The organism is Nitrosovibrio sp. Nv4 (genome assembly GCF_900215485.1).
Classification (GTDB): domain Bacteria; phylum Pseudomonadota; class Gammaproteobacteria; order Burkholderiales; family Nitrosomonadaceae; genus Nitrosospira.
Genome location: NZ_OCMZ01000002.1, coordinates 568,463 through 593,286, shown reverse-complemented (window position 1 = coordinate 593,286; position 24,824 = coordinate 568,463). Strand labels below are relative to the sequence as shown.

The window sequence follows — 24,824 nt, the reverse complement described above, 5'->3', positions numbered from 1 at the left end:
GAAGATAGAACCCAGGCTACGGTAGTTGACTGCGTCAGTCCGGAAATTCCCGACGCACCGTTATTACAAACGCCCGCCGGGAAGTCGAGGAATGGCGTCAAGTTTTAAACATTAACTGCTTGAATTCGGGTTATGCGTGTCGCTCATGCCCGATCTGCCCGGCCTCTCCATAACCGACGCATTTTTCCGTCCGTGACCTTGCCTGCCGGATCGTTCGGCTGGGCCGAGCAGCGTCCCCTGGTTCTGGAGGGAAATAATATCAACAGGTCATGTCGCTAGTCTGGATTGTCGTCCTGCCGTTTGCGGGTAGTCTCTGTGCCGCCTTTGTGCCTTCCCACGCCCGCAATGCGGCAGCGTGGCTTGCCGGTGCAGTTGCCGTTGCCTGCGTCGTCCTCACATTGCAGCACTATACGCAAATAGCCGAAGGGGGCGTAGCGCGAGAGGAATTGCGATGGGCGCCGGGACTGGGCCTCGATTTCACGTTTCGCATGGATGGCTTCGCCTGGTTGTTTGCGATGCTGGTGACGGTGATGGGGGCGCTGGTCGTACTGTATGCGCGGTACTATATGGCGCCGCAGGATCCGGTACCGCGTTTTTTTTCGTTCTTTCTGGCTTTCATGGGCGCCATGCTCGGGGTGGTGCTATCGGGCAACCTGATTCAGCTGGTAGTGTTCTGGGAGTTGACCAGCCTGACATCGTTCATGCTAATAGCATACTGGTACCACCGTGCGGATGCTCGCCGCGGCGCTCGCATGGCGTTGACCGTTACGGCGGCGGGGGGCCTGTGCCTGCTTGCGGGCGTGCTGATCCTGGGGCGCATCGTGGGTAGTTACGACCTGGATATTGTGCTGGCTTCTGGCGATCTGGTCCGAGCGCATTCGTGGTATCTCACGGCGCTGATCCTGATTGCGCTAGGCGCACTGACCAAGAGTGCGCAATTTCCGTTTCATTTCTGGTTGCCGCACGCGATGGCGGCGCCCACCCCGGTATCTGTTTATCTGCATTCCGCGACGATGGTCAAAGCGGGGGTATTCCTGCTGGTGCGGCTCTGGCCTGTGCTTGCGGGTACCGATGCCTGGTTCTGGATCATCGGCACCGCGGGCCTTCTCTCCCTGGTGCTGGGGGCCTACGCGGCAATTTTCCAACGGGACATGAAGGGTGTGCTGGCGTATTCGACCATAAGTCATCTGGGCCTGATTACACTGCTGCTCGGGCTTAACAGCTCGCTTGCGTTGATAGCCGCCATTTTTCACATTATGAATCATGCAACGTTCAAAGCCTCATTGTTCATGGCGGCCGGTATGGTGGACCACGAGAGCGGTACGCGTGATCTGTCGCGGCTGAGCGGTCTGTATCGCGCGATGCCCATTACGGCGACGCTGGCGGTGGTTGGGGCGGCATCAATGGCGGGTGTGCCGCTGTTCAATGGATTCCTTTCAAAAGAGATGTTTTTTGCTGAAACGGTATTCGTGAGCGGTCATCTGATCACACGCGTCGGTTTGCCGATAATGGCGGTGATTTGGGGGACGTTCAGCGTTGCCTATTCCCTGCGTCTTATCCTCCAGGTATTTTTCGGGCCACAAGCCGCCGATCTGCCAAAGAAACCGCATGAGCCACCCATCTGGATGCTGTTTCCCAGCGGACTGCTGGTAACGGCCTGTCTGGTGGTTGGCGTAATTCCCGGAAGAACGATTGGGCCCTACCTGGATATGGCATCACGATCGGTGCTGGGACCGGACATGCCTTTTCACAGCCTCGCGGTATGGCATGGCTTGAATTTGCCACTGATCATGAGTCTCATGGCGATGGCTGGAGGCGTTATATTGTACCGGGCACTCGGAAAATATCAGCAGGGCACAGCGGTAGTGCCGTTGATCAATCATTTCGATGGCCAGCGCATTTTTGAATTCCTGCTCGAAAAGCTTGATTCAGTGGCCAAGGGTCTGAACCGATGGCTATCCACGTCACGCCTGCAAGTGCAGTTGCTGCTTCTGATCTCTGCGGCATTCGCAAGCGCGCTGATACCGTTAATGCACGGGGGATTGCCTTCGGGCGATAGAATGGTGACCGCCGTCAATCCCGCGTTTGGGCTGATGTGGCTGGTAGGCGCGGCCTGCGCGATCGGCGCCGCCGCGCAGGCCAAGTATCACCGTCTCGCGGCACTGAGCCTGACGGGCGCAGCGGGGTTGGCCACATGTATGACCTTTGTCTGGTTTTCGGCACCCGATCTGGCGCTGACGCAACTCATCGTGGAGGTAGTAACACTTGTTCTGCTCTTGCTTGGCTTGCGCTGGCTTCCACCCCGTTATAAATCGATCGACGATAAATTGGTCCCGCTCCAGGTGCGTCTGCGTGCCCGAACCCGACGGCTGAGGGATCTCGGTCTGGCCGTGGTTGCGGGTGGCGGCCTTGCGACGTTGAGCTATGCGGTGCTGACGCGGCAGGCAGGGGAAGGCATCTCGCCGTTCTTCATCGAGAATTCCCTGCTGCTGGCGGGCGGCGCCAACGTAGTCAATGTGATCCTGGTCGATTTTCGTGGTTTTGACACAATGGGCGAGATCACGGTGGTGGGCATTGTGGCGCTGACCGTATTTGCGCTGCTGAGGCGGTTTCGCCCCGCTCCGGAAAGCATGGGTTTGCCTGTCCAGCAGCAGGAGCAGGATGCGCAAGCCGGGGGGGTGCCGCCGGACCCTCACGCATTGTTGCCCGAAGGGTCGATGATGCTGCCGGGCGTTATCGTGCAGCTGCTGCTGCCGGTTGCCGGCATGGTGGCGGTTTTTTTTCTGCTGCGTGGACACAATGAGCCTGGAGGCGGATTCGTGGCCGGACTGATCGTGGCGACCGCGGTTATCCTCCAGTACATGGTAGGTGGGACGGCGTGGGCAGAATCGCGTACTCGTATTTATCCGCAGTACTGGATTGCGCTGGGTCTGTTGTGCGCAGCGGGCGCGGGTTCGGCTGCGTGGGCGGTATCGCGTCCATTTCTGTCGGCCCTCGTTTGGCAGCCGACCTTGCCGCTGATCGGCGAGTTGCATCTTTCCACTGTATTGCTGTTTGATCTGGGCGTCTTTCTTTTGGTGATTGGCGCTACTGTGCTTATCCTGGTGGCACTGGCCCACCAGTCCCGGCGGGGGCACCGCAAGCCGGTCACTGCTCATGTGGAAACAAGTGCGACGGAGCCGCTTGCAGAGCCCTCAGCCGCGCATCACGCAACAATGCACGCCCCAGAACCCGCACGGCTCGCGCAATCCGTGCAAACCGAAGCCCGCGCAGCGCTGGACGCCAACAAGGAGGATTGATGGAAATTGTCTATGCGTTGGCGATTGGCGTATTGACTGGATCAGGTGTATGGCTGGTGCTGCGTCCGCGCACCTTCCAGGTCATCATGGGGCTTTCTCTGCTGTCGTACGCGGTGAACCTGTTCATTTTCGGTATGGGACGATTGGCAGTCGGGGGCGCGCCTATCATCGATGCTCTCAAGCAAGCCGACCCCTCTCTATACGACGACCCTGTACCGCAGGCGCTGGTGCTGACAGCAATCGTGATCGGCTTTGCCACGACAGCACTGTTCCTGGTCGTATTACTTGCCTCACGCGGCTTGACCGGCAACGATCACGTGGATGGCGACCGTGACAGTGACGAAGCGGAATCATGAGCATCTGGCTACAGCATCTTCCTGTATTCCCGGTAGTCATCCCGCTGGTTGCCGGTGCGGCGATGTTGCTGTTCGCGGAAGCGCGGCGCACGACACGCACGGTTATTGCCCTTATTGCCACCTTGGCGAATCTGGCGACGGCAGTTGCGCTGGCCTATGTCGCAAGCGGAGCGATGCCGGAGATGTGGCCTGAGGGAATCGCGGTCTACCTGCTGGGCGGCTGGAAGGCGCCATTTGGCATCGTGCTGGTGCTGGATCGATTGTCCGCCGTAATGCTGATGCTGAATGCAGTGCTGGCACTGACATCCCTGGTGTATGCACTCGCGCGCTGGAAGAAAATGGGTCCACATTTTCAATCGCTGTTCCAGTTTCTGATCATGGGAGTAAATGGCGCATTCCTGACTGGCGATCTATTCAATCTGTTCGTATTCGTGGAAGTGCTGCTGGCCGCCTCCTATGGCCTGGTGCTGCATGGCCTGGGCGAGCGCCGGGTTAAGGCTGGCTTGCATTATATTGCCATCAATCTCGCGGGATCCTTTGTCTTCCTGATCGGGGTTTCATTGATCTACGGCGCAACCGGAACGCTGAATATGGCCGATCTTGCCGCCCGCGTGCCGGCGCTGGCCCAAGGAGACCGCGTTCTGTTCGAAACCGGCGCGGCGATACTCGGCATCGCGTTTCTGCTCAAGGCAGGCGCCTGGCCCCTGAATTTCTGGCTGCCAGCGGCTTATGGGGCGGCGGCGCCGCCGGTCGCGGCGGTATTCTCCATCATGACCAAGGTGGGAGTTTATGCACTGCTGCGCGTGGGGTCGCTCTTGTCTGCCTCATCCGTTTCAGGCGCGCCGGCTCCATTCAATGACGGCTGGTTGTTCTGTATCGGCCTGGCTACGCTCGCGCTGGGTACGGCGGGCATGCTGACCGCGCAACAATCGCAACGCCTGGTCGCCTATTGTGTCGTTGCGTCGGCCGGCACGTTGCTGATGGCGTTGGGTCTGGGCGGCGCCGGGATGAAGAGTGCGGCATTGTTTTATCTGGTCAGCTCCGTTCTGGCCACGGGTGCTTTTTTCATGCTGAGCGAAATGATCGAGCGTACCCAGCAATTCGGCGAGGACATCGCAGCCGAACCGTTTGAGCCGTCCGTTCTTGAAGACCCGCCCGACCTCACCCTTCCCGATGAGGTCGTCGGAATCGCCATACCAGCCGCCATGGCGTTTCTGGGTATGAGTTTTATCGCGTGTGCGCTTCTTATTACCGGGCTGCCGCCGTTGTCCGGCTTCGTCGCCAAGTTCCTGATTCTTTCGGCAGCACTGACCACCGGGCCACTCGAGACACTTCCCGGATCGGTGTGGGTTCTGTGGGCGGCAGTGCTGGGGTCCAGCCTGGCCGGCATCATCGCGCTGTGCAGAATGGGCGTGCGGCTATTCTGGAGTTCGGACGATATTGTTACCCCCCGGTTGCGTGTGATCGAAGCGGCGCCTGTCGCCGTGTTGCTGCTCCTGACCGTGGGACTGGCTGTCGAGGCCGGGCCGGCAACGGATTATCTGGGTCTTGCCGGCATTTCCCTTTCCTCGCCGCAGATATACATCGATGCGGTATTGGCCAGCAATCCCCTGCAGGTTTCTTCACACGAAATAGAGGGGATCGGGCAATGAAGCGTTGGCCATCCCTGACACTATTTACAGTTACGCTGTTTGCGCTATGGCTCCTGCTTAACGATACGCTGGCGCCCGGCCAGCTGGCGCTGGGCCTGATACTTACGATTGCCATTACGCTTGGAACAGCGGTAATGCGGCCTCTGAGCGCGCGCCCCCACCACCTGCTGGCCGCGGTCCGGTTATTTTTTGTTGTGCTGCTTGACATCGCCCGTTCCAATATCGCCGTGGCGGGCGTTATTCTCGGGCCGGCAGAACGGCGCACCAACTCCGGTTTCATGAAAATTCCGATCGACCTGCGCGACCCGTACGGTCTTGCAACGCTGGCCTGTATAATCACCGCGACACCCGGCACCGTTTGGGCCGGCCTCTCCCCGGATGGCGCCGCGCTGACGATTCACGTGCTGGACCTGCAGGATGAGGAAGCCTGGGTCCGCACGATAAAATACCGTTATGAACGTCCACTGATGGAGATTTTCGAATGACTACCTTACTGCCATTCGCCGTGTCCTTTGCCCTGATCGCGTTCGCGCTCGCGATGATCTTTGCGGGAATCCGTCTGTTGCGAGGACCGGCGGCCGAGGACCGTGTGCTCGCGCTCGATACGTTATATGTGAACAGCATGATAACCGCGCTGACGCTGGGTATCCAGTTCGGGGACAGATTGTATTTCGATATTGCCCTGCTGATTGCCTTGTTTGGTTTCGTCGGTTCAGCTGCAATGGCGAAGTTCCTGTTGCGCGGAGAGGTGATCGAACCATGATTCCGGTGAATATCCCCTTGTGGGCGGACCTGCTCGCGTCATTGCTTATGATAACGGGAGGCGCGCTGACACTGATCGGTTCGTTGGGTTTGCTGAGACTGCCCGATCTATTTGCACGAATCCACGGTCCCACCTTGAACAACTCGCTGGGTCTGGGCTCCGTGTTGCTGGCATCGATATTGATGGCTTCCATACAGGCTGACCGGCTCGTATTTCAGGAGGTGCTGATCACGCTGTTCGTGGTCGCAACTGCACCTGTAACTGCGATGCTGCTTATGCGGGCGGGGATGTACCGCAGGCGCGCGGATGGCGGTAAAAAAGAGGCCCCGCAGCCGGACGAAAGTACTTGATTCACATCCCCCTGCTTCAAGCATTCCACCCCCAATACCTTTATCTTCACAAAATATTATTTTTCTAAATATGCTGCCATCCATTGAACAACGCCTGTCCCTTGAACTCGCCGCTAAACCCGCACAGGTTGCCGCCGCCGTTGCCTTGCTCGATGAAGGTGCAACGGTGCCGTTTATTGCCCGTTATCGGAAGGAGGCGACCGGAGGGCTGGACGACATTCAGCTGCGCCTGCTGGAAGAGCGCCTGCGCTACCTGCGCGAGCTCGAAGACAGGCGCGCAGCCATCATCGCGTCCATCGAAGAGCAGGGCAAAATGACACCGTCGCTGCTGGCTTCGCTCACGCAAGTGGAAGACAAGACGCGTCTGGAAGACCTGTATCTCCCCTTCAAGAAAAAGCGCCGCACCAAGGCGCAAATTGCGCTGGAGGCCGGGTTGCAGCCGCTGTCGGATGCATTGCTCATCAATCCTATGCTGCAACCCGAGGAAGAGGCCGCGAAATACCTGAGGCCGCCGTTCACCACCGATCAGGGCAAAAATCCCGGCGTGGAAGATACCAAGGCTGCACTTGAGGGCGCGCGTCAAATCCTGATGGAACGCTTTGCCGAAGACGCGACATTGCTTCAATGGCTGCGCGAATTTTTGCTGGGGCACGAGGTAGTGGAATCAAAGATCGTGAAGGGTAAGGAAGAGGCGGGCGCCAAGTATGCCGATTATTTCGAGTATGCCGAAAAGATCAATACCATTCCTTCGCATCGGGCCCTGGCGATGTTTCGAGGCCGGCGTGAAGAAATCTTGAATGTGGGCTTGCGCCTGGACTCGGAAGCGGAAAAGCCCAAATGGGACGCGCCTCACAACCCTTGTGAAGCGCGTATTGCAGCTCACTTTGGCATCCGGAATCAGAACCGGCCGGCTGATGCATGGCTGAGTGACACCGTACGCTGGACCTGGCGCGTGAAAAGTTTTGTGCATCTGGAAACCGAGTTGATGGGTGCGCTGCGCAAGCGCGCCGAAACCGAGGCTATCAATGTCTTTGCGCGCAACTTGAAAGCACTGCTATTGGCTGCTCCCGCCGGACCGCGTGCAACGATGGGGCTCGACCCAGGTTTGCGTACCGGCGTGAAAGTCGCGGTGGTGGATGCAACCGGTAAGGTCATGGAAACCGCCGTAATTTATCCCCACCAGCCAAAGAACGATTGGAACGGATCGCTTCATGTACTGGAAAAACTTGCCGAAAAATATCAGGTATCCCTGATTTCAATCGGCAATGGCACCGCATCGCGCGAGACCGACAAGCTGGCGAGAGAACTGATCAAACGATGCCCGGAACTGAAGCTGACTTCCATCGTGGTGTCGGAAGCGGGCGCATCCGTCTACTCCGCCTCCGAGTTCGCTTCGCGTGAACTGCCCGGCATGGATGTATCGCTGCGCGGCGCGGTATCCATTGCCCGGCGCCTGCAAGACCCACTGGCGGAGCTGGTAAAGGTCGATCCCAAGTCCATCGGAGTCGGGCAATACCAGCACGACGTCGGACAAACCCAGTTGGCACGCTCGCTCGACGCGGTGGTGGAAGATTGCGTCAATGCGGTAGGCGTGGATGTGAATACGGCCTCGCAACTTCTGCTGGAACGGGTTTCAGGACTTAACAGTGCGGTCGCCCAGAGCATCGTTGCTTACCGCGATGTGAGAGGCATGTTCACATCACGCGCGGCTTTGCGCGGTGTGCCGCGCCTCGGTGAAAAGACTTTTGAGCAGGCGGCAGGCTTCCTGCGCATCATGAATGGCGATAATCCACTGGATGCCTCCGCAGTGCACCCCGAGTCCTATCCCGTGGTGGAAAAAATCCTTGCCGACCTCAAGCAGGACATCAAGGCGCTGGTTGGTAACAGCAAACTGTTGAAGTCGCTGAACCCGGCCAAGTATGTAGACGAAAAAAACGGCATACCGACAATCAGCGACATTCTGGGCGAACTGGAAAAACCAGGTCGCGACCCACGCCCCGAATTCACCACCGCAGTCTTCAAGGAAGGCGTGAACGAGATGAAGGACTTACGCCCGGATATGATTCTGGAAGGCGTAGTGACCAACGTCGCTGCGTTCGGCGCATTCGTAGACATCGGCGTGCATCAGGATGGGCTGGTGCACATCTCCGCGCTTGCAGATACATATGTGAAAGACCCGCATACCATGGTCAAGGTGGGGCAGGTTGTTAAGGTCAAAGTGGTGGAAATCGATGAGAAGCGAAAACGGATTGCGCTTACGATGCGGCTGACGGATGCCCCGGGGCAACAGGGGCACCGTAGCGGTAAATCTGAGCAACGCGGCGGTGGGAAGGACCACTCATCCCGGCCTCAACTGAAACAAAAAGAAAAACGGGAACCCGAGAATAATGGTGCAATGGCTGCGGCTTTTGCGAGGTTGAAGGGGTAGTGGGTCAATCGAATCTGGCTATTTTTTCTAGGGGCTCTGTATTCCACTTATAGGCGTAGTGGAAAACGGCAGGAACGGCAATTCCATTCCTGCCTGACCCCGAAAGAACCATCCTTGTAGATTCTACCGGGTAATGCTACAGCACGTCGGATGAGCTATGCCGTGGTGTCAAATCATGGCTCTGGCTGATCCTTTGTTCATGCTCACGGTATACGGGATTTCAATTGGGCTAATCCCTCACGAATGAATCGTTCATTGCTAGCTTCCTGGTTGGATGCCTGAGCGACGTCCAGCCAGGACCGCCGTCCAACAATCGCCGCTTCCAGTATAAAATCGTTCATATCTCGATCTGCGCCCGTATCATCATAATGAATCGTGCTCAAAGTACCGTTTTCATAGATATCGTAGGTATGTCCTACTAGCGCATCTGCCGTCCATGAGCCGACTGAAGGATTGCGGTACTGGCCGATGAACCAGTAGAACCGCTGTCCAGATTGCGTTGGGTATTTCTGCCAATCGGAGGGATGCGGAGTGTACTCTCCGCCAAGTATCCAATCTGGTGGAAATGCTATCAAGTTGGGTGGTGGAATGGATAGATCCGTCCTCATATAAACAAGGCATCGTTGAAAGAATGCTGCCTCACCGCACGTTACCCGAAAGTACAGCTGATGATAACGAGGATTGAAATCAATAGACGGGTTGAGTTCCACATGAATATTTTGAAAAGGTTCTTCAATTTCAAGTTCGTGCTTTCGTCTTACAAAGCAGCCCAGGTCGGGTGTATTGGGGTTCGGGAAAAGAGATATGGATTCAAGTGGCATTTGAGTTTCCTCCTGTCTGTTTCGGTTACCCAAGGACTGTGGAACAAGCATGATTCGATTTCGGCAGCCATTTTATAATTCTGGGAGATGGCACCACGAGCAATTGCGAAGAGCAATTCACGGACCGATTTTTCGACAGCCTTTTCCCGATATGAGCAGTATTAAATAATGGTGGAAAGCGTCTGCACCATTGCTCCTCTCAACGCCGAAGGCGGTCAACCAAGGTCGCAAGTGCATCTCCTAATTTAATGTAGCATATGTACGGAAAATATTTTGGCAGGGAGCAGGGCGGGAATAGTACGATCAGCGCGTAACTATCCACTCCGCAACGATGAGCCTCCGAAGAATAGGGGAGATGGAGCTAGTCTGTCTTTCCAGGAGGTTCGACATGAAACCTTCGCTCGTCCATTCTAGTGGCCATTCTTAAGAGCGATGTAGCACGGGGCCCATCTGTCCGGATGTTTGCTGATCCCGCTTACACCCGGCTCTGGCTGGCCAATAAAGAATGAACCGCGGTTGCCATGTTTTCCAGCCCAACGGAGACATATTCTGAAACATCCGAATTCAACCATTCGATACGGGCCGATTCCAGTTCTCGTTCGAATGCATCTGGAAACGCTTTACGCTCGTATGGCGACGAAGCTTTCACCAAACAAGCAAGCAAAGCCAATAATGCTAGATTCTCGCCCTTGAGTTCGCATATTTTCACGGTGGCTTCTTGCAAATCTTTCATTGGAGATTCCTGGTGATTGAGGGAGGGGAATGTGGACATCACAGCTTATCACGTTGGAATCTCCGCCTTTCTCTAGTTGGGCGTATTTGTGAAATCGCATGATCAAATCACTGTCTGGAAGAGGATAATGAAGGAGAATAGGGGACAGGCAATTCGGTGCGGACGGGCATGGTAGCGCAGCTGACGGCTACCATCCGTCAGCTGCCGAGAAGACGAGGGGGATATCACCTGCCTCGGTGACGCCATATGCACGTGACGAAACATTGGGTCTGGATGCGGCAACGAGACAGGCGATATCGTGGGTTATTTGCCAGGAGTCGGAACTGACATTGGTAGATGAAATCCGTCGGCTACGAATGGCAATTTTGCCCTTGGCAACGCACGCTTTTCTGCGCGGATGCCATCAGCCCTAGGAAACGGGTGGTGACTGGAAAGTCAGGGCGGCCCGCAAGATATTGGAACAGGAATCAGGCGAATTATTTTGAGATTGACGAAAAACTGGGGTCTTTCGCTATTTTTACCGAATGCGCTTGGAAACCGGCTACCCGTTGACCCAGTTCCTTTGCCGCATCGAGCTGATCCGTTGCGCGGTAAAGTTTCGCAAGGTTATCCAGGCTTATCTTCGCGTTAGGGTGATCAGGCCCGAGAGATTTTTCGAAGACTGCCAGTGCTCGCTTGTAGAGCGCCTCGGCTTGCCCATACTGCCCTTGAATGTGATAGGCAAATGCGAGGTTGGTGAGGCTTGTTGCCATGTTGAGATGGTATGGACCCTCGGCTTGTTCGAAGATAGCCAGAGAACGTTCATAGAATGGCTTGGCTTCAGCATAATTACCCTGTGTGCGATAGAGTTCTGCAAGGTTGCTCAATTCCTGCGCCACATCCGGATGGTTCAATCCGAAGGCTTTCTCCCGGATCGCCAGTACGCGCTTGTAGAGTGTCTCTGCTTGCCCATACCGGCTTTCGCTTTGATAGATTAATCCCAGGTTGTGCAGGCCTGTCGCCATGTCGGGATGCTCGGGACCGAGCTCTTTTTCCCGTATTGCCAGCGAACGCTCGTAGAGCGGCTTGGCCGATGCATACTGGCCCTGCACACAATAGAGTTCTGCAAGATTGTTCAGCGTCTGCGCCACATCGGGATGGTCAGGGCGAAGAGCCTTCTCCCGGATAATCAGCGCCCGTTTGTAGAGCGGTTCTGCCTCCGCGAATCGGTTTTGTACGCGATAGAGTTCCGCCTGCCCGTTCAGGCTCCTTGCGACAAGGGAATGGTTGGGGCCAAAGTGTTTCTCCCGGATCGTCGCTGCCCGCTTATAGAGCGGCTCCGCTTGTGCAAATTTGTTGTGGTCCCGGTAGAGCTCCGCCAGATTATTCAGGCTTGTCGCAGTATCGGGATGGTTGGGACCATATTCTTTTTCCGCCACTGCAAGCGACTTCTTGATGGCGGAGACCGCCCTGTCGTACTCGCCTTTCTGGTAAAGTGATATTGCCTCCACACTGATCGTCCGCCATTTTGTCTCCTGTGCATAAGCAGGTTGTGCCATACCGAACACGAGAGATAAAAAGAAAGCGATCGAGAGTGTTTTCATGGATTCCTTATGGCCAGATCTCAGGTGGTGAAGACGGAAAAGCACGTTAAGCCCTGTACCGCTCACCCGAATTGGCGATTTTCTCACAAACGGCATCAGGTGTATCTATACAGCAGCATCTGCACATGGTATTGCAAAAGGGCAAGTAGCAGGGCACATTTCGGCCGATCGGAGGACTGCGTTTTCCCGCCCGCAGTTCCCCGCGTAAAATATTCAAACGGTAGGATCATTATCAGGAGTCACGTTCGAATCCAGCTTTCAGCATTTTGACTATCCTTGCGATCCACGCTGAATTCCTGATTTGAGATTCGATTTTCTTCACATCGGGCTATCTGTGTCGGATTGGTATGAACGGTTCGCTGCGATCACTTTTTTCCGAGAAAGACATTGGCCTGTACGAGTTCAGCACGCTTCGTATCATGATCAGCCGCCAAAAGCCGAAGTCTCGTGTAATAGTCGCGGGCCTGCTTTCGATTGCCCGACGCCTCCGCAGCGCGGGCCGCACCGTAAACGCTGCGAAAGCGGTTGGGATCGCGTTTCAGCGAACGCTCGAACTCCTCAAATGCGGGGGCAGGGCGGTCTAGCTCAAGCAGCATCTCTCCCAGCAGTTCGCGAGAAGCGGCGACATTTCCAGGAGTCACAGGATGCTTGTCACTTGCCTCGTCGGTTTCCGCAGCCTCACGCATCAACCGCAACGCCTCATCATTGCGATTCTCGGCGAGAGCAAGCCAGGCATCGACCGTCTTGATTTGAAAGTCCGCCTGACCCGCCCAGTAGTCGAGTTTGGCGGCTGTCATCGCTTCCTTGAGTGCCTGCAGCCGTTCTAGCGCCTTGCGTGCCGTCGCAATATCTCCCCCCCGTGCGGCGCCCAACCCACGCGAGAAGACGAGAACCGCTTCCGCATGTGGAAATTTGCTCCAATCCAGTTCGGCGGGCGACAGTTCGAGCGCAGCCGCGCCTTTCCAGTCGCCGCGCTCCAGCGCAAAGCGGGACGGAATTGCGGCGAAGGCGTAGGCGGCTGGGAAATTTTCCACATTGACTTTGTGAATGGACGCCGCTTCGTCCACGAGCCGCCTGGCTGCCTTATCCTGCGCCTGTTGGAGATGCGCGAAAACCAGATAGTCCATGGCGTGCAGCGCGTCATACGCACCAATGCCGAAGGTCTCTTCCTTGAGTTCGCTCTTGGCTGCAAGATAAGAAGCACGGTTGCTCTCCACCATTTCGGGCCAGAGGCCAACCCGGCTAAAGATGTGCGACGGCATGTGCAGCGCATGGGGCACTGAGGGCGCAATGCTGGCATAGGCTCTTGCAGCGGGAAGTCCCCTTTCCGCCAGCTTGGCATAATCGTAAGTATGGATCAGATAGTGAGGGATTCCCGGATGATTCGGATATTTTTTGAATAATGGTTCCAGGATATCTGCCGCCCTGAGCTGATTGGCGAAAGTCTTGTCAGTGGGCAGCGCCGTAGCGTTGAGCAGGAGAGCGTAGAGAATTTGTGCTTCAATATCGCGCGGGTAACGCGCTACCACGCCTTCCATTGCTTTTTGGAAGGCCAATGCCCGTGACCGGTAATCGGTAGTTTCCCAATCCTTGAAAAACGGAGCCAACGCGACAATATAATCCCGTTCGCGCTCGCTCTCTGCGCCCACGCGCTGGGCATCGGCTATGGCGGATGCACCTGCCTTCCATGCCTTTGGACTGGCCGGCCACGTGAAGGGATTGCCCATGGACATGATAGCAATGCCCCAGTAGGCCATCCCACATGCGGGATCGTGGTCGAGCACTTTCCCAAACGACTTGATCGCGGGATCGAACCAGAAGGAATGAAATAGCGCCATAGCGCGGTTGAATTCCTTCTGTGCCTCGGTGCTACAGCTTACCGGAAAGGTCACTCGGCCCAGTTTTTCATGCGAAACATTCCCAGAGGAGCCGTGTTCGTCATGTCCCCAAACTCCGGGTGCTCCTATCCAGAGCATTATCGTCAGTATCCATGACGCAGTTTTTACCCCGGCCATATCATCTCCCAAGTCGGTTATTCAGAAGATACTCATCCGATACCGCTAAATCAACCGCAAATTGCCAAGAATGGGGTCAGACACGATTATGCTCATAGTCCAATGTAATGGGGAGCCAGCGCCAAGCTAATCATAATGCTAAACTTTAGCCCAACTCACTTTTTACCCTGTGCATCCGCCACCCCAGCAGACCGAGCCCTGCGAAGAGCATTGCATAGGTTTCGGGCTCGGGTATAGGAGAGTAGATGATTTCAAGTTTTGGTGCGAGAGCGGTATCGCCTGCCGCCATCGCACCATCCTGGGACCAGAAGCCCAAGAGCGATTGCCGGACGCCTTCCTCGTCACTTTTCAAAAGCCAGCCGTTATTCTGAGAGGGGTTGTCAAGCCAGTCCTGCACATCCGCAGCCATTGCTGCCGAGCTCCAGGTGTGAACTGATCCGGGGGTAAACGTGGTAAAAGCTGCGGATGCACTTTCAATAGGCGAAAAATTTCCGCCGGGAAGGTCGCTGCCACCGTTCTGCCACTTGATGGCACTTGCAGGATCGCTGTTGTAATTGGCGTAGTCCCACGTTGAATCTCCATTGCCTCTGGGATAACCTTGACCGGAGCCAGGAAGACTGCTGCTGGTCGGGCTACCGCTGCTGCCTTCACTCCAAGTCTGGGCGATATCAAACAGCTGAACAGTCTGCGGCACTCCGGCCCCTCCGCCAACTAGCCCCAAAGACAGGCTCATGGTTACATTATCGATTTGTGAACCGGCAGGAATATTTGCCGCTGCCAGATCGAATTGCACCAGGGAGCGCTTGTCGTTGAGCTGGCCATCGGTTCCGGTAAATAGACCGGGTCCCATACCACTGGCATTTCCGGTATCAGCACCGTCTGAGGTCCCGAAAATGGTGGCATCTTTAAAGGCATTGATGCTGACGGTATCCGCATGGACTGAAGCGGCGCCAGTCATCAGGCTGAGCATGATCGTTCCGTGACGCAGAAAGCGCAGCGTATCCCCCACCGGCCGAAAATTTGAGCCGGCCGTGACGGAAGGGGATCGAACCGAGGCGATGGCAGTTTTAGAGAACATAGATACCTCCGAACGGTGTTTAAGGAAGGATGAGATGCAATCTCGTCAGATAAGGGATCGCTGTTGTTAAATATAGCTTCGATTCCAGAAACTACAAGAAATACTGAGGTGGCAGCTCGCTCTATACGCTACGCCTGTGCAATCAATTACTTACTACTCTGGGAGCAGTCGGGAAAGTTTGCGCACGATTACGATATCCGGGGCGCTGGAAGTAGCCGTGTGATCAGATAATCTGAACTATGGATGTGAGCCTGTGTTGCGGCCTGCTTTTCGTCCCGCTTATTTCGCCCGCCGCTTTACGGCATAGCCATATTGGGTTGGCCATGTTGGCTCCACCCCCATAAAGTGTTGCGCTTTAAGCGCCCAGTAGGGTTCCCGCAGCAATTCCCGTCCAATAAAAACCAGATCGGCCTGCCCGCTTGTAATGATCTCATCCGCATACTGCGGATCGGTAATCAGGCCCACGCCGCCGGTCCGGATTTCCACCTCGTCACGGATGCGCCGGGCAAGCGGGACCTGGAAGCCTCTGGCGACAGGAATCTTCGCATCAGGCGTTGCGCCGCCTGAGGAGACATCGATCAGGTCCGCGCCAAGTGCCTTCAGTTCTCTGCAAAGATCGATCGATTGCTCGATGTCCCAGCCTCCATCCACCCAATCAGTTGCCGAGATTCGCACGAAAAAAGGTAGCTCCGGAGGAATAATGCTGCGCATCCGTCCGGCAACACCCAGCAAAAACCGCATGCGGTTTTCCAGGCTGCCCCCGTAGTCGTCGGTGCGATGATTGCTGATAGGCGAGAGAAACTCGTGCAGCAGGTAGCCATGCGCGGCATGGAGCTCGATCACCTTGAAGCCGGCTGCGAGCGCGCGCCGCGTAGCCGTTTCCCAGGCGTAGATGCAATGCTCGATATCCGCTTCGGACATGGCCGCCGGGACCGGGTCGGCCGGGTAAAAGGGCAGGGGGCTGGGCCCGATAACGGGCCAGCCGCCTTCCGCGGCGGTTTTCAGGCTGCTCCCACCGGTCCAAGGGGCATCGCAGCTTGCTTTGCGCCCGGCATGAGCGAGTTGAATGGCAGGAACCGCGCCCTGTGTTTCCAGGAACTGCGCGATACGCGCCAACGGCTGTATATGCTCATCTTTCCATATCCCCATGTCTCCGGGTGAGATGCGTCCCTCGGCGGCGACTGCCGTGGCTTCGACGAATACAAGGCCTACGCCGCCGATCGCCCGGCTGCCAACGTGAACAAAGTGGAAATCATTGGCAAAACCGTCCTGAGCCGAATACATGCACATGGGCGACATTACGATCCGGTTGCGGAAAGTAACGCCGCGTATGGTCAGCGGGGACATGAGATCCACTTCCGGGATTTCACGGTCGTGCTCACTCTGGCAATGGGTTTGAATATCTCCCTGAAGAGCGCCGGTAGATAAAGCGGCGGTTTTGCCCGCGGCAATAGCTGTAGCGGTAAGAGTGTTTGTCTCGCTGGTGGATGGAGAGCTTTCGCCCTGATCGTGCTTGTTTGGGTCGTAGTGGGACATTGGTCTCTCCTTTACAAAAAAGGTCTGTTGACTTGCCAGATTTCCGATATTCAACCAGTTGATGCAGATTTGCCAGCCATTAAAATCCGCTTGCTTGGATTATCCGGCTTGATCGAAAAATAAACAGTGGAAATTGTTTTTTTGTATGCGCGTTTCCCGCACGTGCCTTGAATGACTCGGTACGGACACAACCAACGCAAGGATGAGGAACATCAGAAACAGCGGCGCGGCTGATAAAAGCCAATCTGTCGACTTATGCACACCCCTGAACGGGTTGAGCCGAAATCAAATTCAGGCAAACCAGCGTAAGAATGCGGCGGCAGCGAGTGCTGTTATGCCCAGTGAACCAAGAAGTTTCCAGGCGGCGCGCCGTCGTTTGGCAGTCCAGTCGGCAGCGCGCCGCACATATAATATTGCAATGCCCAGGCCGCCTGCCGCGCACAGGATCTTGATCAACAGCGCGGCAAAGGCTATGCCGTGCAAGTCGGGCAGCTTTTCATAATAATAATAACTGACCGCGCCAAACCCCGTGCCGCTGACGACCTGAACCGCCCAGCCCAATCCTGCCAGCCATGCAAACCTGTGCTGGATCGGACCGGCTTGCTCCGCGGTGTACAACGCAAGGATGGGAAGGACTACCACTGCAGCGGCACCGAAGTTGTGTGCCAGCTGCACTATGGCGTAGTTCAGGTTTTCGAACACTTTTTATGAATCTATCCTACGTCGACATTGACGCATTTTTGCGGGCCGATCGGCGTATGCGCCTTGTTCACAACTTTGATGCATATATCGTGTTTCCCCGCTGGGAGTGTACCTAGCGCGTGACTTCCTTTTAAATTGCGTAATGTCAAAATTTCCTTGTCATCAATGTAGAGATGAGTATGGTCGCCTTTATCTCCGAGTGCGATGTCGTAAACAAGTTCTATATCCGTCTTCGGGGTGAATTTGGCACCATCCTGAGGCGAGGAAATAGCAACTGAACCATCGGCGGCAAGCGCAACCGGGACAGAGCAACTAAAAGCAAGTAAAGCTGCAAGAGCGTAAAATTTGCGCATCGTCATTCTCCTTGAGTTTTGTTGTATTGATCTTCATGAATAACACATACGGGAGTAACTGATTCAGCTTATATTGAACCAGAAATCTGTAAAATCCCAAGGTAGTCCTCCATCCTTTGGGTTTTACCGCTCGAATTATACACAGCCTTGCTTCATCCTAGCTCATCGGAGGTTCCTGACATGCTTCCGGTATGGCGGAAAAAATAGGGTGAGACAGGGGTATGCCCGGCACTGGCTCCACGAGAGTGGATCAAAGGATGGCCGTGTTTGGGCTAATCCAGCTTTTCCCGTGCACATTGAAGATAGATATGTGAACGGAGGTGGTCAAATGGAGAAGAATATTGGCAACAGAATCCCGAGTGCAAGCGAGCAGATTCAGCAAGGATTCAGGCTGGAGACTGTCATATCCAGAGCGATCATTATTAAAATCTGCCTCATTGCCTTTTCGTCGGCTGTTTACTGTGTGCCAAAGACTCCCGATCCAGCCAGCAATATAAGAATAAAGGTGGCCCAATAGATGACGTTGTTCATGGCGTTTCCTTCCTATGGGTTAGGGGTTGAGATACCGCTTGTATCATTTTCCCCTTCAAATATGACACCTGTTCGTGCGGGCGCGCTATTACAGGCTCCGATATCGGCAAGGAGCTTGTTCATTCTTGTGGAGTAAAGTATGCCAAAAGTCTACAACTCAATCATTGTCCCTGCTTCGATCGAGCAAGTATGGTTGCGAATCAATAACTTCCATGACTTCTCCTGGGCGCCGTCCGTAATCACTACATGTAAGAAGGTCGGTGAAGGCGATGGACATACCATAGGCGCGAAGCGATTACTGAACGGCGTATTTCTGGATACCTTGATCGCTTACAGCATTATCGAGAAGCGGATTATGTATTCCATGGATGAAGGACCAACTCCGATGTCATCCAGGGAGATCCACGATTATGTCGGCAATCTGCATTTGTTACCGGTTACGGCCGATAACACTACGTTCGCAGAATGGTCGGGATCGTGGGAATCCGGAAATGCCGATGCGGTAAAATTTATGAATGGCGTATACCGCTGTCTCCTCAGTGACCTTGCGGCAGAGTTTGGCGCGGAAAATACTTGAGGTATCGTCCAAATTCCATAAGAGGTTAATAAGATTGTTTCATCGCATTATTCCGAGCTTCAGGGCTATCGGGTCTTTTCTAAAACCTTGTACCGGCTAGCCTGGTGTCGGGCTTGGCTGGTGACCGTAAGTAGAACATTGAATTTCGCGACTGAAGGATGGAGCTGTAGAAATTGCGCCACTTCTTGAACATTCTTGCATGGAAGCGGAGGGAGAACCTGGCAGCCGATTCGATGCAGGGCAGCCGAGGCTGGTTTTTGTCACTTTTATCGCTAGAGGCTTGGAAGCCTCAATCTACCGGACATCAAGTCCATCCATTTGTTCGGATGGAACAGGAAAAGGGCTGATGTTCTCAGTATTGTAGCGCTATAGTTTGATATGATAACGCGTCGTTAAAATACGGAATGGATCACCTGAATGAAATTCAATCAGAACGTAAGAAAACCGGCCTGGAGTTGCATGATTCCGTTGGCATTTGCCCTGACCCTTGCGGCTTGTGGAGACGGAAGCGGGCCCTCTTCGAGCAAAGACAGCGGTAGCAGCGACGGTGGAAAAACGGAAAAAGGCCCGGCTACCGGAAGATTGCTTGATACCGCGGTGAGCGGCGTGGCTTACGCTGCATCTTCCGGCGATAAGGGTAATACGGACGAGAATGGAACCTTCAAGTACAACCACGGTGACACGATTGAGTTCAAGCTAGGCGCCCTGGTTCTGGGGAAAGTAAAAGGCGCGGCTATCGTAACGCCGATGGAACTCGCAGGGGATAGTGCAAACAAGCTGCAAAACCTGCTTATCCTGTTGCAGTCACTGGATGTGGATGGTAATCCTGATAATGGTATTTCCATTCCTGCGGATGCCGCAACTGCTGTTACTGCCTCAATTAATCTGGATAGCGATCCCGCTGCCTTCGCGGCATCGGCCGAATTGCAGAAGGCACGAGAGGCAGGCAGCGTTGCGGGTGCAGTGAAAACGGCGCAACAGGCCAACGCCCATTTTCTTTCGCAGGGCCTGAGCTTGCTCAGTACCAACATCTGGGTTAAACACGATGACGCAACTGCTTCGATTATCCGTATTTCAGCGGATGGCACAGGTGAGTACCTCGAAGGGGAAGCTACGCCTGACGATTCCTGCGATGCCAACCGGGTGTGCGGCGGGAACCTGGTCAGCAAGGCCGGCGTGGAATACGGCGCGGCGAAGGTATCCGAATTCGATACGAGAGGATTCAAGTTCGCGGGCAAACCAGTAATCGATACGAATCTTCATGCCGGGTTGTCCCACCCACGGGCAACTTGGCGAATTCGTACGGATGGCTCCGATTTGATTACTTCGGACATCGTGACGGTGCCAAGGGAAAGAAAACAGGCCAGCCTATTCGGTGAACTCTTTCATATTGCCGGCACGCTGGAAATCAGCTCTTCGAAGGAGCCTATCAAGACCGAGGTCAAGGAGATTCGTTTTTCGAAGATGGAGAATGATCCCAAAGGCATCGTTGGAGCCTGGGCGGTCGATACGGCAGCCATCAAGACACCAACTTATTTTTTCTTTTCCAACGGAAAATTCATGGTGGTTGACCCCCTCGGAGATCCGGAACGTCCCGGCCACACAAGCTGCGGCGATCCTGGCGTCGAATTCGCTTCCTATAGCTATGATGCTGGCAGTGGCGCTTTCAGTGTCAAGTCGTTCACATACGACACGAATGGCTGTGCAGGTTTTTCGGGGAACGATCCGAGTTCATTCAAGCTGGGTGCAGACGGCAATATCGCAACGATGGAATCAAAAAGTGGTACTGCGTTGACGTTGCACCGGATCTCGAAATAGAAGTGCTGATAGCGAGGCCGACTGCGGGGTCGGCGCTGATACGATAATTCATTGTCCTTTCGATCCTATTTAACAGGGGTTCGAAATCGAGGTGGGTTGGAACGAGTCCCGTGTCCTTATACGGGCTACACCTGCCGTCTTCGAAATCTAGCTGCAAAGTTTAGATTCCTGTAACGGGATGACGCCCCTATTGCCTGGAGGGTATACAAACGTAGAGGAACTCAGGTGGCTCAAATATGGACGCAGCCCGAACCCATCATTACAGAAGAAAAGCAGCAGAACAAAGTGAATCAAAGGTTCAAATGCAAAACGTTCCTTCTAATGCATTTTGCTAAACATCAGACCTTGTCATACAACCCGTCAAGCTTATTACCGCTTATTTAACTCACAAAAGGTATATTATTGGACCGAGCACACCTCATTACTATAACTTTGCAAAAATCCAGAATATGAGCAAGAAGCGTGCCACTCTTGGAGGCCGGCACAAAAATTGATAGCAGCCGATTCTCTTAGAGAGCCGCGGGATTTTGCAACGTCAATACCGCAACCGGACGTAATCGATGATTCGAACAGGCTTAACCGAAGGAAGGCTATGAGGTTCGAATACTAAATCTAGCAGATAACGCGACCATTCATTAAATACAAAAATAAGCTGCTCAAAAATAATGATTAATGTTGCTAATGATTAATGTGGCAAAACCTTATCTTCCGCCTTTTGAAGAATACAGTCGATACTTGGCAGGGATTTGGAGCCGGGGTTGGTTAACTAATCATGGTCCTTTGGTTATAGAACTTGAAAATCAACTAAAGGAATATCTAGGAGTAAACTATGTTTGCTACGTATCTAGCGGGAGCGTAGCGTTACAAATTGCCTTAAGATCTTTAGATGCATATGGCGAGATAATTACTACCCCGTTTTCATACGTATCCGCGGTGAACGTAATATTATGGGCAAGTTGCAAACCTGTATTTGTGGATATCGAGGAAAAAAATTTTGGCCTTGACGCTTCCAGAATTGAAGCTGCGATTACGAACAAGACAAGTGCAATTTTGGCAACTCACATTTATGGCCATCCGTGCAACGTCAGTCGAATACAGTATATCGCCCAAAAGTATGGATTAAAGGTCATTTATGATGGCGCGCAAGCTTTCGGAGTCAATCTGCGGAATCAATCTGTTTTCAACTATGGTGATATTTCGACCGTGAGTTTTCATGCGACGAAAATTTTTCATACTGTTGAAGGAGGTGCTATTTTTACCAATGATGCGAGATTGGCACAAAAGTGTGTACTGCTCCGAGCTTTTGGACTTGATGATGACCGACCTCATGAGGCGGGAATCAATGGAAAAAATTCGGAGTTTCATGCCGCAATGGGTTTGTGCAATCTGCCTAAAGTTGCTGACTTTATTCAAAAACGAAAAGAAATTGATTTTATATACCGATCCCTACTGCAGAATTTGTCCGTGCAATTTCTCAATCTTTCTCCCGAGGTAGCCTATAACTATGCTTATTTCCCCTTGGTATTTGCCTCGGAAGAAAGAATGCTTTCTGTTAAAGATGCTTTATTGGACGAAGGAATACATGCCCGGCGTTATTTTTACCCATCTCTTAATAAATTGCCTTATTATTCCAGCGCGCATTGTCCAGTAGCCGAAGATATTTCCAAAAGAGTATTGTGCTTACCCTTTTACTATGAACTTTCAACGGAGGATGCACAGAGAATAGCCGGGATCGTTGTTAAAACTATTAATTCCCGACATAACTGACGATTAAAGTTAAGCAGATAAAGTGGGTTCTTTTGTGACCTTAACCCGGACTCTTTCGGTCATGGATTCCATCTTCTCAAGCATTTCTTCTGGGGAATCAAATTTAAGAATAAGGCATCCCAGTGCGTGATTTGCACTTTCAAACGATTGGACAAACGTTCCTTTTTTTACAAAAAGTATCTTTTCTATTATGTTGGTCCTGATAGACGGGTCAAATTCTATTCCCTTTAAAAAGCCATTTTCTTGTGTATGTAGCATATAGCAGGAACAGCACATTGCTACCGGATAAGGAGCAAGTTGACTGTAATCTAAATTCAAGGCGGCATCCACAGCGAATTTGGCTATATCTATTCCGGTACTATATTTAATTACTTCTGAAATAAGGTTACCCCCGCTTCGGGGTCCAATTTCTAGCAAATATATTTCCTCCTTCTGGTCAAGTACGATATCAAAGTTAAAAGCGCCCACCTGCATCTCTAGTAAAGATAAAAGTCGCTGAATTTCCTTATGTATTTTATCGTGCGTAGCTTGGGGCAACTGCAGGGGAAAACTTTCCCCGACGGGCACAAATAGGTTTCGGCTGCGATTAAAGTGCTCCTGGGCAAAACATCTAAACACAAGCCGTCCATCCAGCACGAAGCCATCTCCCGCAATCTGATATCCTTTTCTTTCTATATATTCTTCAAGGATAACTTTTCCTATGCGCGAAAACGACAACGCGTGTTCATAAGCTGCAGGCAGTTCTTTCGCATCAGTAACTCTCGATACGCCTTTACTTCCAGATGAGTCTACCGGCTTTACCATTACTGGCCGGTTAATTGATTTAAAGTAATCCTGGGTTTCTGTAAGCGAAGAAGTGCTAGCCCATAAGGGAACATTAAATCGATTTTGCCCTAAAAATTCCCTGAAACGATCTTTGCGTGTTAACAGAAGTGTAGATTGGTAAGCGTTTCCTGGAAGATGTAGCCTATTCGCAACATACGCAGCAGTAGGCGCTGAAGGATCGGATGCATAAGCTATTATGCCGTTTATAGATAAACGACGCGCTAATTGTAGGACTGCTTCCTGATCTGTTGTACTGACATTGTGATACTCGTCTGAGTACCGGTGGCCAGGATTATCAGGCAAATAATCGCAGGTAATTACATAATGGCCTTGTTGCTTGGCATATAAAATCGGTGAAAGTTGAAAATAAGAGCCGCCGAGAAAAAGTATTCTTTTTTGCATGTTTATTGGAAATAAAACGTATTTCCCCCATATTTAGCTGCGCCCTAAATGTCCAGAAATGGCCCCAGTTGTTTGAACAGCGACTTGGATATTTTAAGTGGAATCTCTACCGATTCTCATGCGTGAGTTCAACTCTCGGCAGTATCACGCCACAAGCCTCATCAAATATTTTCTTGCTCAGGCTCAAATGCGGCCTGGATAGGTTGTCCCAATCCATGTATTGCATCATTGACCGCTTTGCTTCAGTGACTGAGTCGTAGACATGCCACACGCAACGTTCGACTATTTCTCAACTCGGCGTGTGGGTTACCTAGTCGGTAGTTCGCTCAACTGAAACAGTTTTATTTTTGTCGGCTAGCTGCGAGTGCAGACCAAAGGGATCAGCATTAAGGGATTCTCCTTTAATGATGGCGAGCAAGGTAAATAGTATGATCTTGAAATCAAGCAGACACGACCAATTTTTGATATACCAGATATCGAGCGCGATACGGTCGGGCCAGGATAATAACGTGTTTCCGCTGATCTGGGCGACGCCTGTTAATCCTGGTTTAATCAATAAGCGCTGACGCTGAAAAGGGGTATAGCTACATGCTTGCTCTGGTATATCAGGACGTGGCCCGACAAGAGACATGTGGCCAAATATTACGTTTAAGAGTTGCGGAAGTTCATCCAGCTTCGACAAGCGAAGATATTTGCCTAGTCTCGTAATCCGATAGTCGCAGGGACCTTCCTCATCTGGAACAATTCCAAAATGTTCTCTATATAGTGTCCGCATTTTGAAGATAATAAAATGCTTGCCATTTTTACCTACGCGTACCTGAGTAAAAAAAGGATTGCCAGGTGAATCTAGCCTTACAAGGAGCGCCATTAGTAATATAAATGGACTACAAATGAGAAGACCAAGTAATCCGCTGAATAAGTCTATTGAACGCTTCAAGGTAAGAGAGCCCTTAAAAAAAAGAGTGCTTTTCGTCAGGCACTTATCTTTATCCTCAATCATTTACTGACAAGAACGAAATCGGACGACTCACGTCGGTGAGTAAATCCTTCTCGTGCGTGAGTCGCCTGCCCAAATTGCTCCCATGCTGCCTGAATGTTAGAAACCGATACCTGCATGCCCTCCGCAAGGAAGCGTTCAGCTCAAAAATCGAGGGGGAGCTCTGTATTTGAATGTATGCTCTGCTCGAAGCATGGGAAACTATCGCGTGTCTATGTCCAAAACAAGTTAACACTGA

General features: G+C 53.1%; 20 protein-coding genes. 10 read left to right on the top strand and 10 right to left on the bottom strand.

Annotated elements, in window-relative coordinates:
• The first annotated feature begins 269 nt into the window (after positions 1 to 269).
• The 7 genes from CRO05_RS10910 to CRO05_RS10880 all read left to right on the top strand — a co-directional run bounded on the left by CRO05_RS10910 (position 270) and on the right by CRO05_RS10880 (position 8,848).
• The gene (locus CRO05_RS10910; protein WP_097067216.1) at positions 270 to 3,299 is read left to right on the top strand and encodes a monovalent cation/H+ antiporter subunit A; all 3,030 of its coding nucleotides are present in this window, start codon (positions 270 to 272) and stop codon (positions 3,297 to 3,299) included.
• Positions 3,299 to 3,655 (top strand): Na+/H+ antiporter subunit C, encoded by a 357-nt coding sequence (locus CRO05_RS10905; RefSeq protein ID WP_097067215.1) that lies wholly within the window; start codon positions 3,299 to 3,301, stop codon positions 3,653 to 3,655. Before CRO05_RS10910 ends, CRO05_RS10905 begins: the two co-directional genes overlap by 1 nt.
• A complete protein-coding gene (locus CRO05_RS10900; RefSeq protein ID WP_097067214.1) occupies positions 3,652 to 5,307 on the top strand; it encodes a monovalent cation/H+ antiporter subunit D in 1,656 nt (551 codons plus the stop codon). Before CRO05_RS10905 ends, CRO05_RS10900 begins: the two co-directional genes overlap by 4 nt.
• Entirely contained in the window at positions 5,304 to 5,792 is a 489-nt protein-coding gene (locus CRO05_RS10895; protein WP_097067213.1) for a Na+/H+ antiporter subunit E, read from the top strand. Before CRO05_RS10900 ends, CRO05_RS10895 begins: the two co-directional genes overlap by 4 nt.
• The gene (locus CRO05_RS10890; RefSeq protein ID WP_090878187.1) at positions 5,789 to 6,070 is read left to right on the top strand and encodes a K+/H+ antiporter subunit F; all 282 of its coding nucleotides are present in this window, start codon (positions 5,789 to 5,791) and stop codon (positions 6,068 to 6,070) included. The genes CRO05_RS10895 and CRO05_RS10890 overlap by 4 nt, the downstream gene beginning before the upstream one ends.
• Positions 6,067 to 6,420: a monovalent cation/H(+) antiporter subunit G gene (gene mnhG, locus CRO05_RS10885; RefSeq protein WP_097067212.1), complete on the top strand. Its 354-nt coding sequence runs from the start codon at positions 6,067 to 6,069 to the stop codon at positions 6,418 to 6,420. Before CRO05_RS10890 ends, mnhG begins: the two co-directional genes overlap by 4 nt.
• Before the next feature lie 70 nt (positions 6,421 to 6,490).
• On the top strand, positions 6,491 to 8,848 hold the full coding sequence (locus tag CRO05_RS10880) for a Tex family protein (RefSeq protein WP_097067211.1): 2,358 nt from the start codon (positions 6,491 to 6,493) through the stop codon (positions 8,846 to 8,848).
• A gap of 203 nt (positions 8,849 to 9,051) precedes the next feature.
• Here the strand turns inward: CRO05_RS10880 and CRO05_RS10875 are convergent, their stop codons facing one another.
• The 8 genes from CRO05_RS10875 to CRO05_RS10840 form a co-directional block, all read right to left on the bottom strand.
• Positions 9,052 to 9,669, bottom strand: a complete 618-nt coding sequence (locus CRO05_RS10875; RefSeq protein WP_097067210.1) for a hypothetical protein — start codon at positions 9,667 to 9,669, stop codon at positions 9,052 to 9,054.
• 475 nt (positions 9,670 to 10,144) lie between these two features.
• The gene (locus CRO05_RS10870) at positions 10,145 to 10,402 is read right to left on the bottom strand and encodes a hypothetical protein (protein ID WP_097067209.1); all 258 of its coding nucleotides are present in this window, start codon (positions 10,400 to 10,402) and stop codon (positions 10,145 to 10,147) included.
• Positions 10,403 to 10,878: 476 nt separating this feature from the next.
• Positions 10,879 to 11,985, bottom strand: coding sequence for a tetratricopeptide repeat protein (locus tag CRO05_RS10865; protein ID WP_097067208.1), 1,107 nt, complete (start codon positions 11,983 to 11,985; stop codon positions 10,879 to 10,881).
• 365 nt (positions 11,986 to 12,350) lie between these two features.
• Positions 12,351 to 14,000 (bottom strand): hypothetical protein, encoded by a 1,650-nt coding sequence (locus tag CRO05_RS10860; RefSeq protein ID WP_097067207.1) that lies wholly within the window; start codon positions 13,998 to 14,000, stop codon positions 12,351 to 12,353.
• A 145-nt stretch (positions 14,001 to 14,145) separates the two neighbouring features.
• A complete protein-coding gene (locus CRO05_RS15885) occupies positions 14,146 to 15,078 on the bottom strand; it encodes a DNRLRE domain-containing protein (protein WP_097067206.1) in 933 nt (310 codons plus the stop codon).
• Between the two features lie 279 nt (positions 15,079 to 15,357).
• Entirely contained in the window at positions 15,358 to 16,614 is a 1,257-nt protein-coding gene (locus CRO05_RS10850) for an NADH:flavin oxidoreductase/NADH oxidase (RefSeq protein WP_181319867.1), read from the bottom strand.
• A gap of 291 nt (positions 16,615 to 16,905) precedes the next feature.
• Positions 16,906 to 17,316 carry a hypothetical protein gene (locus CRO05_RS10845; RefSeq protein ID WP_097067205.1) on the bottom strand — a complete coding sequence of 137 codons (411 nt, stop codon included), beginning with the start codon at positions 17,314 to 17,316 and terminating at the stop codon, positions 16,906 to 16,908.
• An 11-nt stretch (positions 17,317 to 17,327) separates the two neighbouring features.
• Complete coding sequence (locus tag CRO05_RS10840) at positions 17,328 to 17,669, bottom strand: hypothetical protein (protein ID WP_097067204.1); 342 nt, start codon at positions 17,667 to 17,669, stop codon at positions 17,328 to 17,330.
• Between the two features lie 670 nt (positions 17,670 to 18,339).
• Between CRO05_RS10840 and CRO05_RS10830 the strand changes: the two genes are divergently transcribed.
• From CRO05_RS10830 to CRO05_RS10820, 3 genes are all read left to right on the top strand, one after another.
• Positions 18,340 to 18,777 carry an SRPBCC family protein gene (locus tag CRO05_RS10830; RefSeq protein ID WP_097067202.1) on the top strand — a complete coding sequence of 146 codons (438 nt, stop codon included), beginning with the start codon at positions 18,340 to 18,342 and terminating at the stop codon, positions 18,775 to 18,777.
• A gap of 417 nt (positions 18,778 to 19,194) precedes the next feature.
• On the top strand, positions 19,195 to 20,595 hold the full coding sequence (locus tag CRO05_RS10825) for an adhesin (protein ID WP_097067201.1): 1,401 nt from the start codon (positions 19,195 to 19,197) through the stop codon (positions 20,593 to 20,595).
• Positions 20,596 to 21,276: 681 nt separating this feature from the next.
• The gene (locus tag CRO05_RS10820; protein WP_097067200.1) at positions 21,277 to 22,362 is read left to right on the top strand and encodes a DegT/DnrJ/EryC1/StrS aminotransferase family protein; all 1,086 of its coding nucleotides are present in this window, start codon (positions 21,277 to 21,279) and stop codon (positions 22,360 to 22,362) included.
• Between the two features lie 9 nt (positions 22,363 to 22,371).
• On the opposite strand, the gene CRO05_RS10815 is transcribed toward CRO05_RS10820, so the two are convergent.
• Both CRO05_RS10815 and CRO05_RS10810 read right to left on the bottom strand, forming a co-directional pair.
• Complete coding sequence (locus tag CRO05_RS10815) at positions 22,372 to 23,589, bottom strand: ATP-grasp domain-containing protein (protein ID WP_097067199.1); 1,218 nt, start codon at positions 23,587 to 23,589, stop codon at positions 22,372 to 22,374.
• 310 nt (positions 23,590 to 23,899) lie between these two features.
• Complete coding sequence (locus tag CRO05_RS10810; protein WP_097067198.1) at positions 23,900 to 24,589, bottom strand: sugar transferase; 690 nt, start codon at positions 24,587 to 24,589, stop codon at positions 23,900 to 23,902.
• Positions 24,590 to 24,824: the final 235 nt, after the last annotated feature.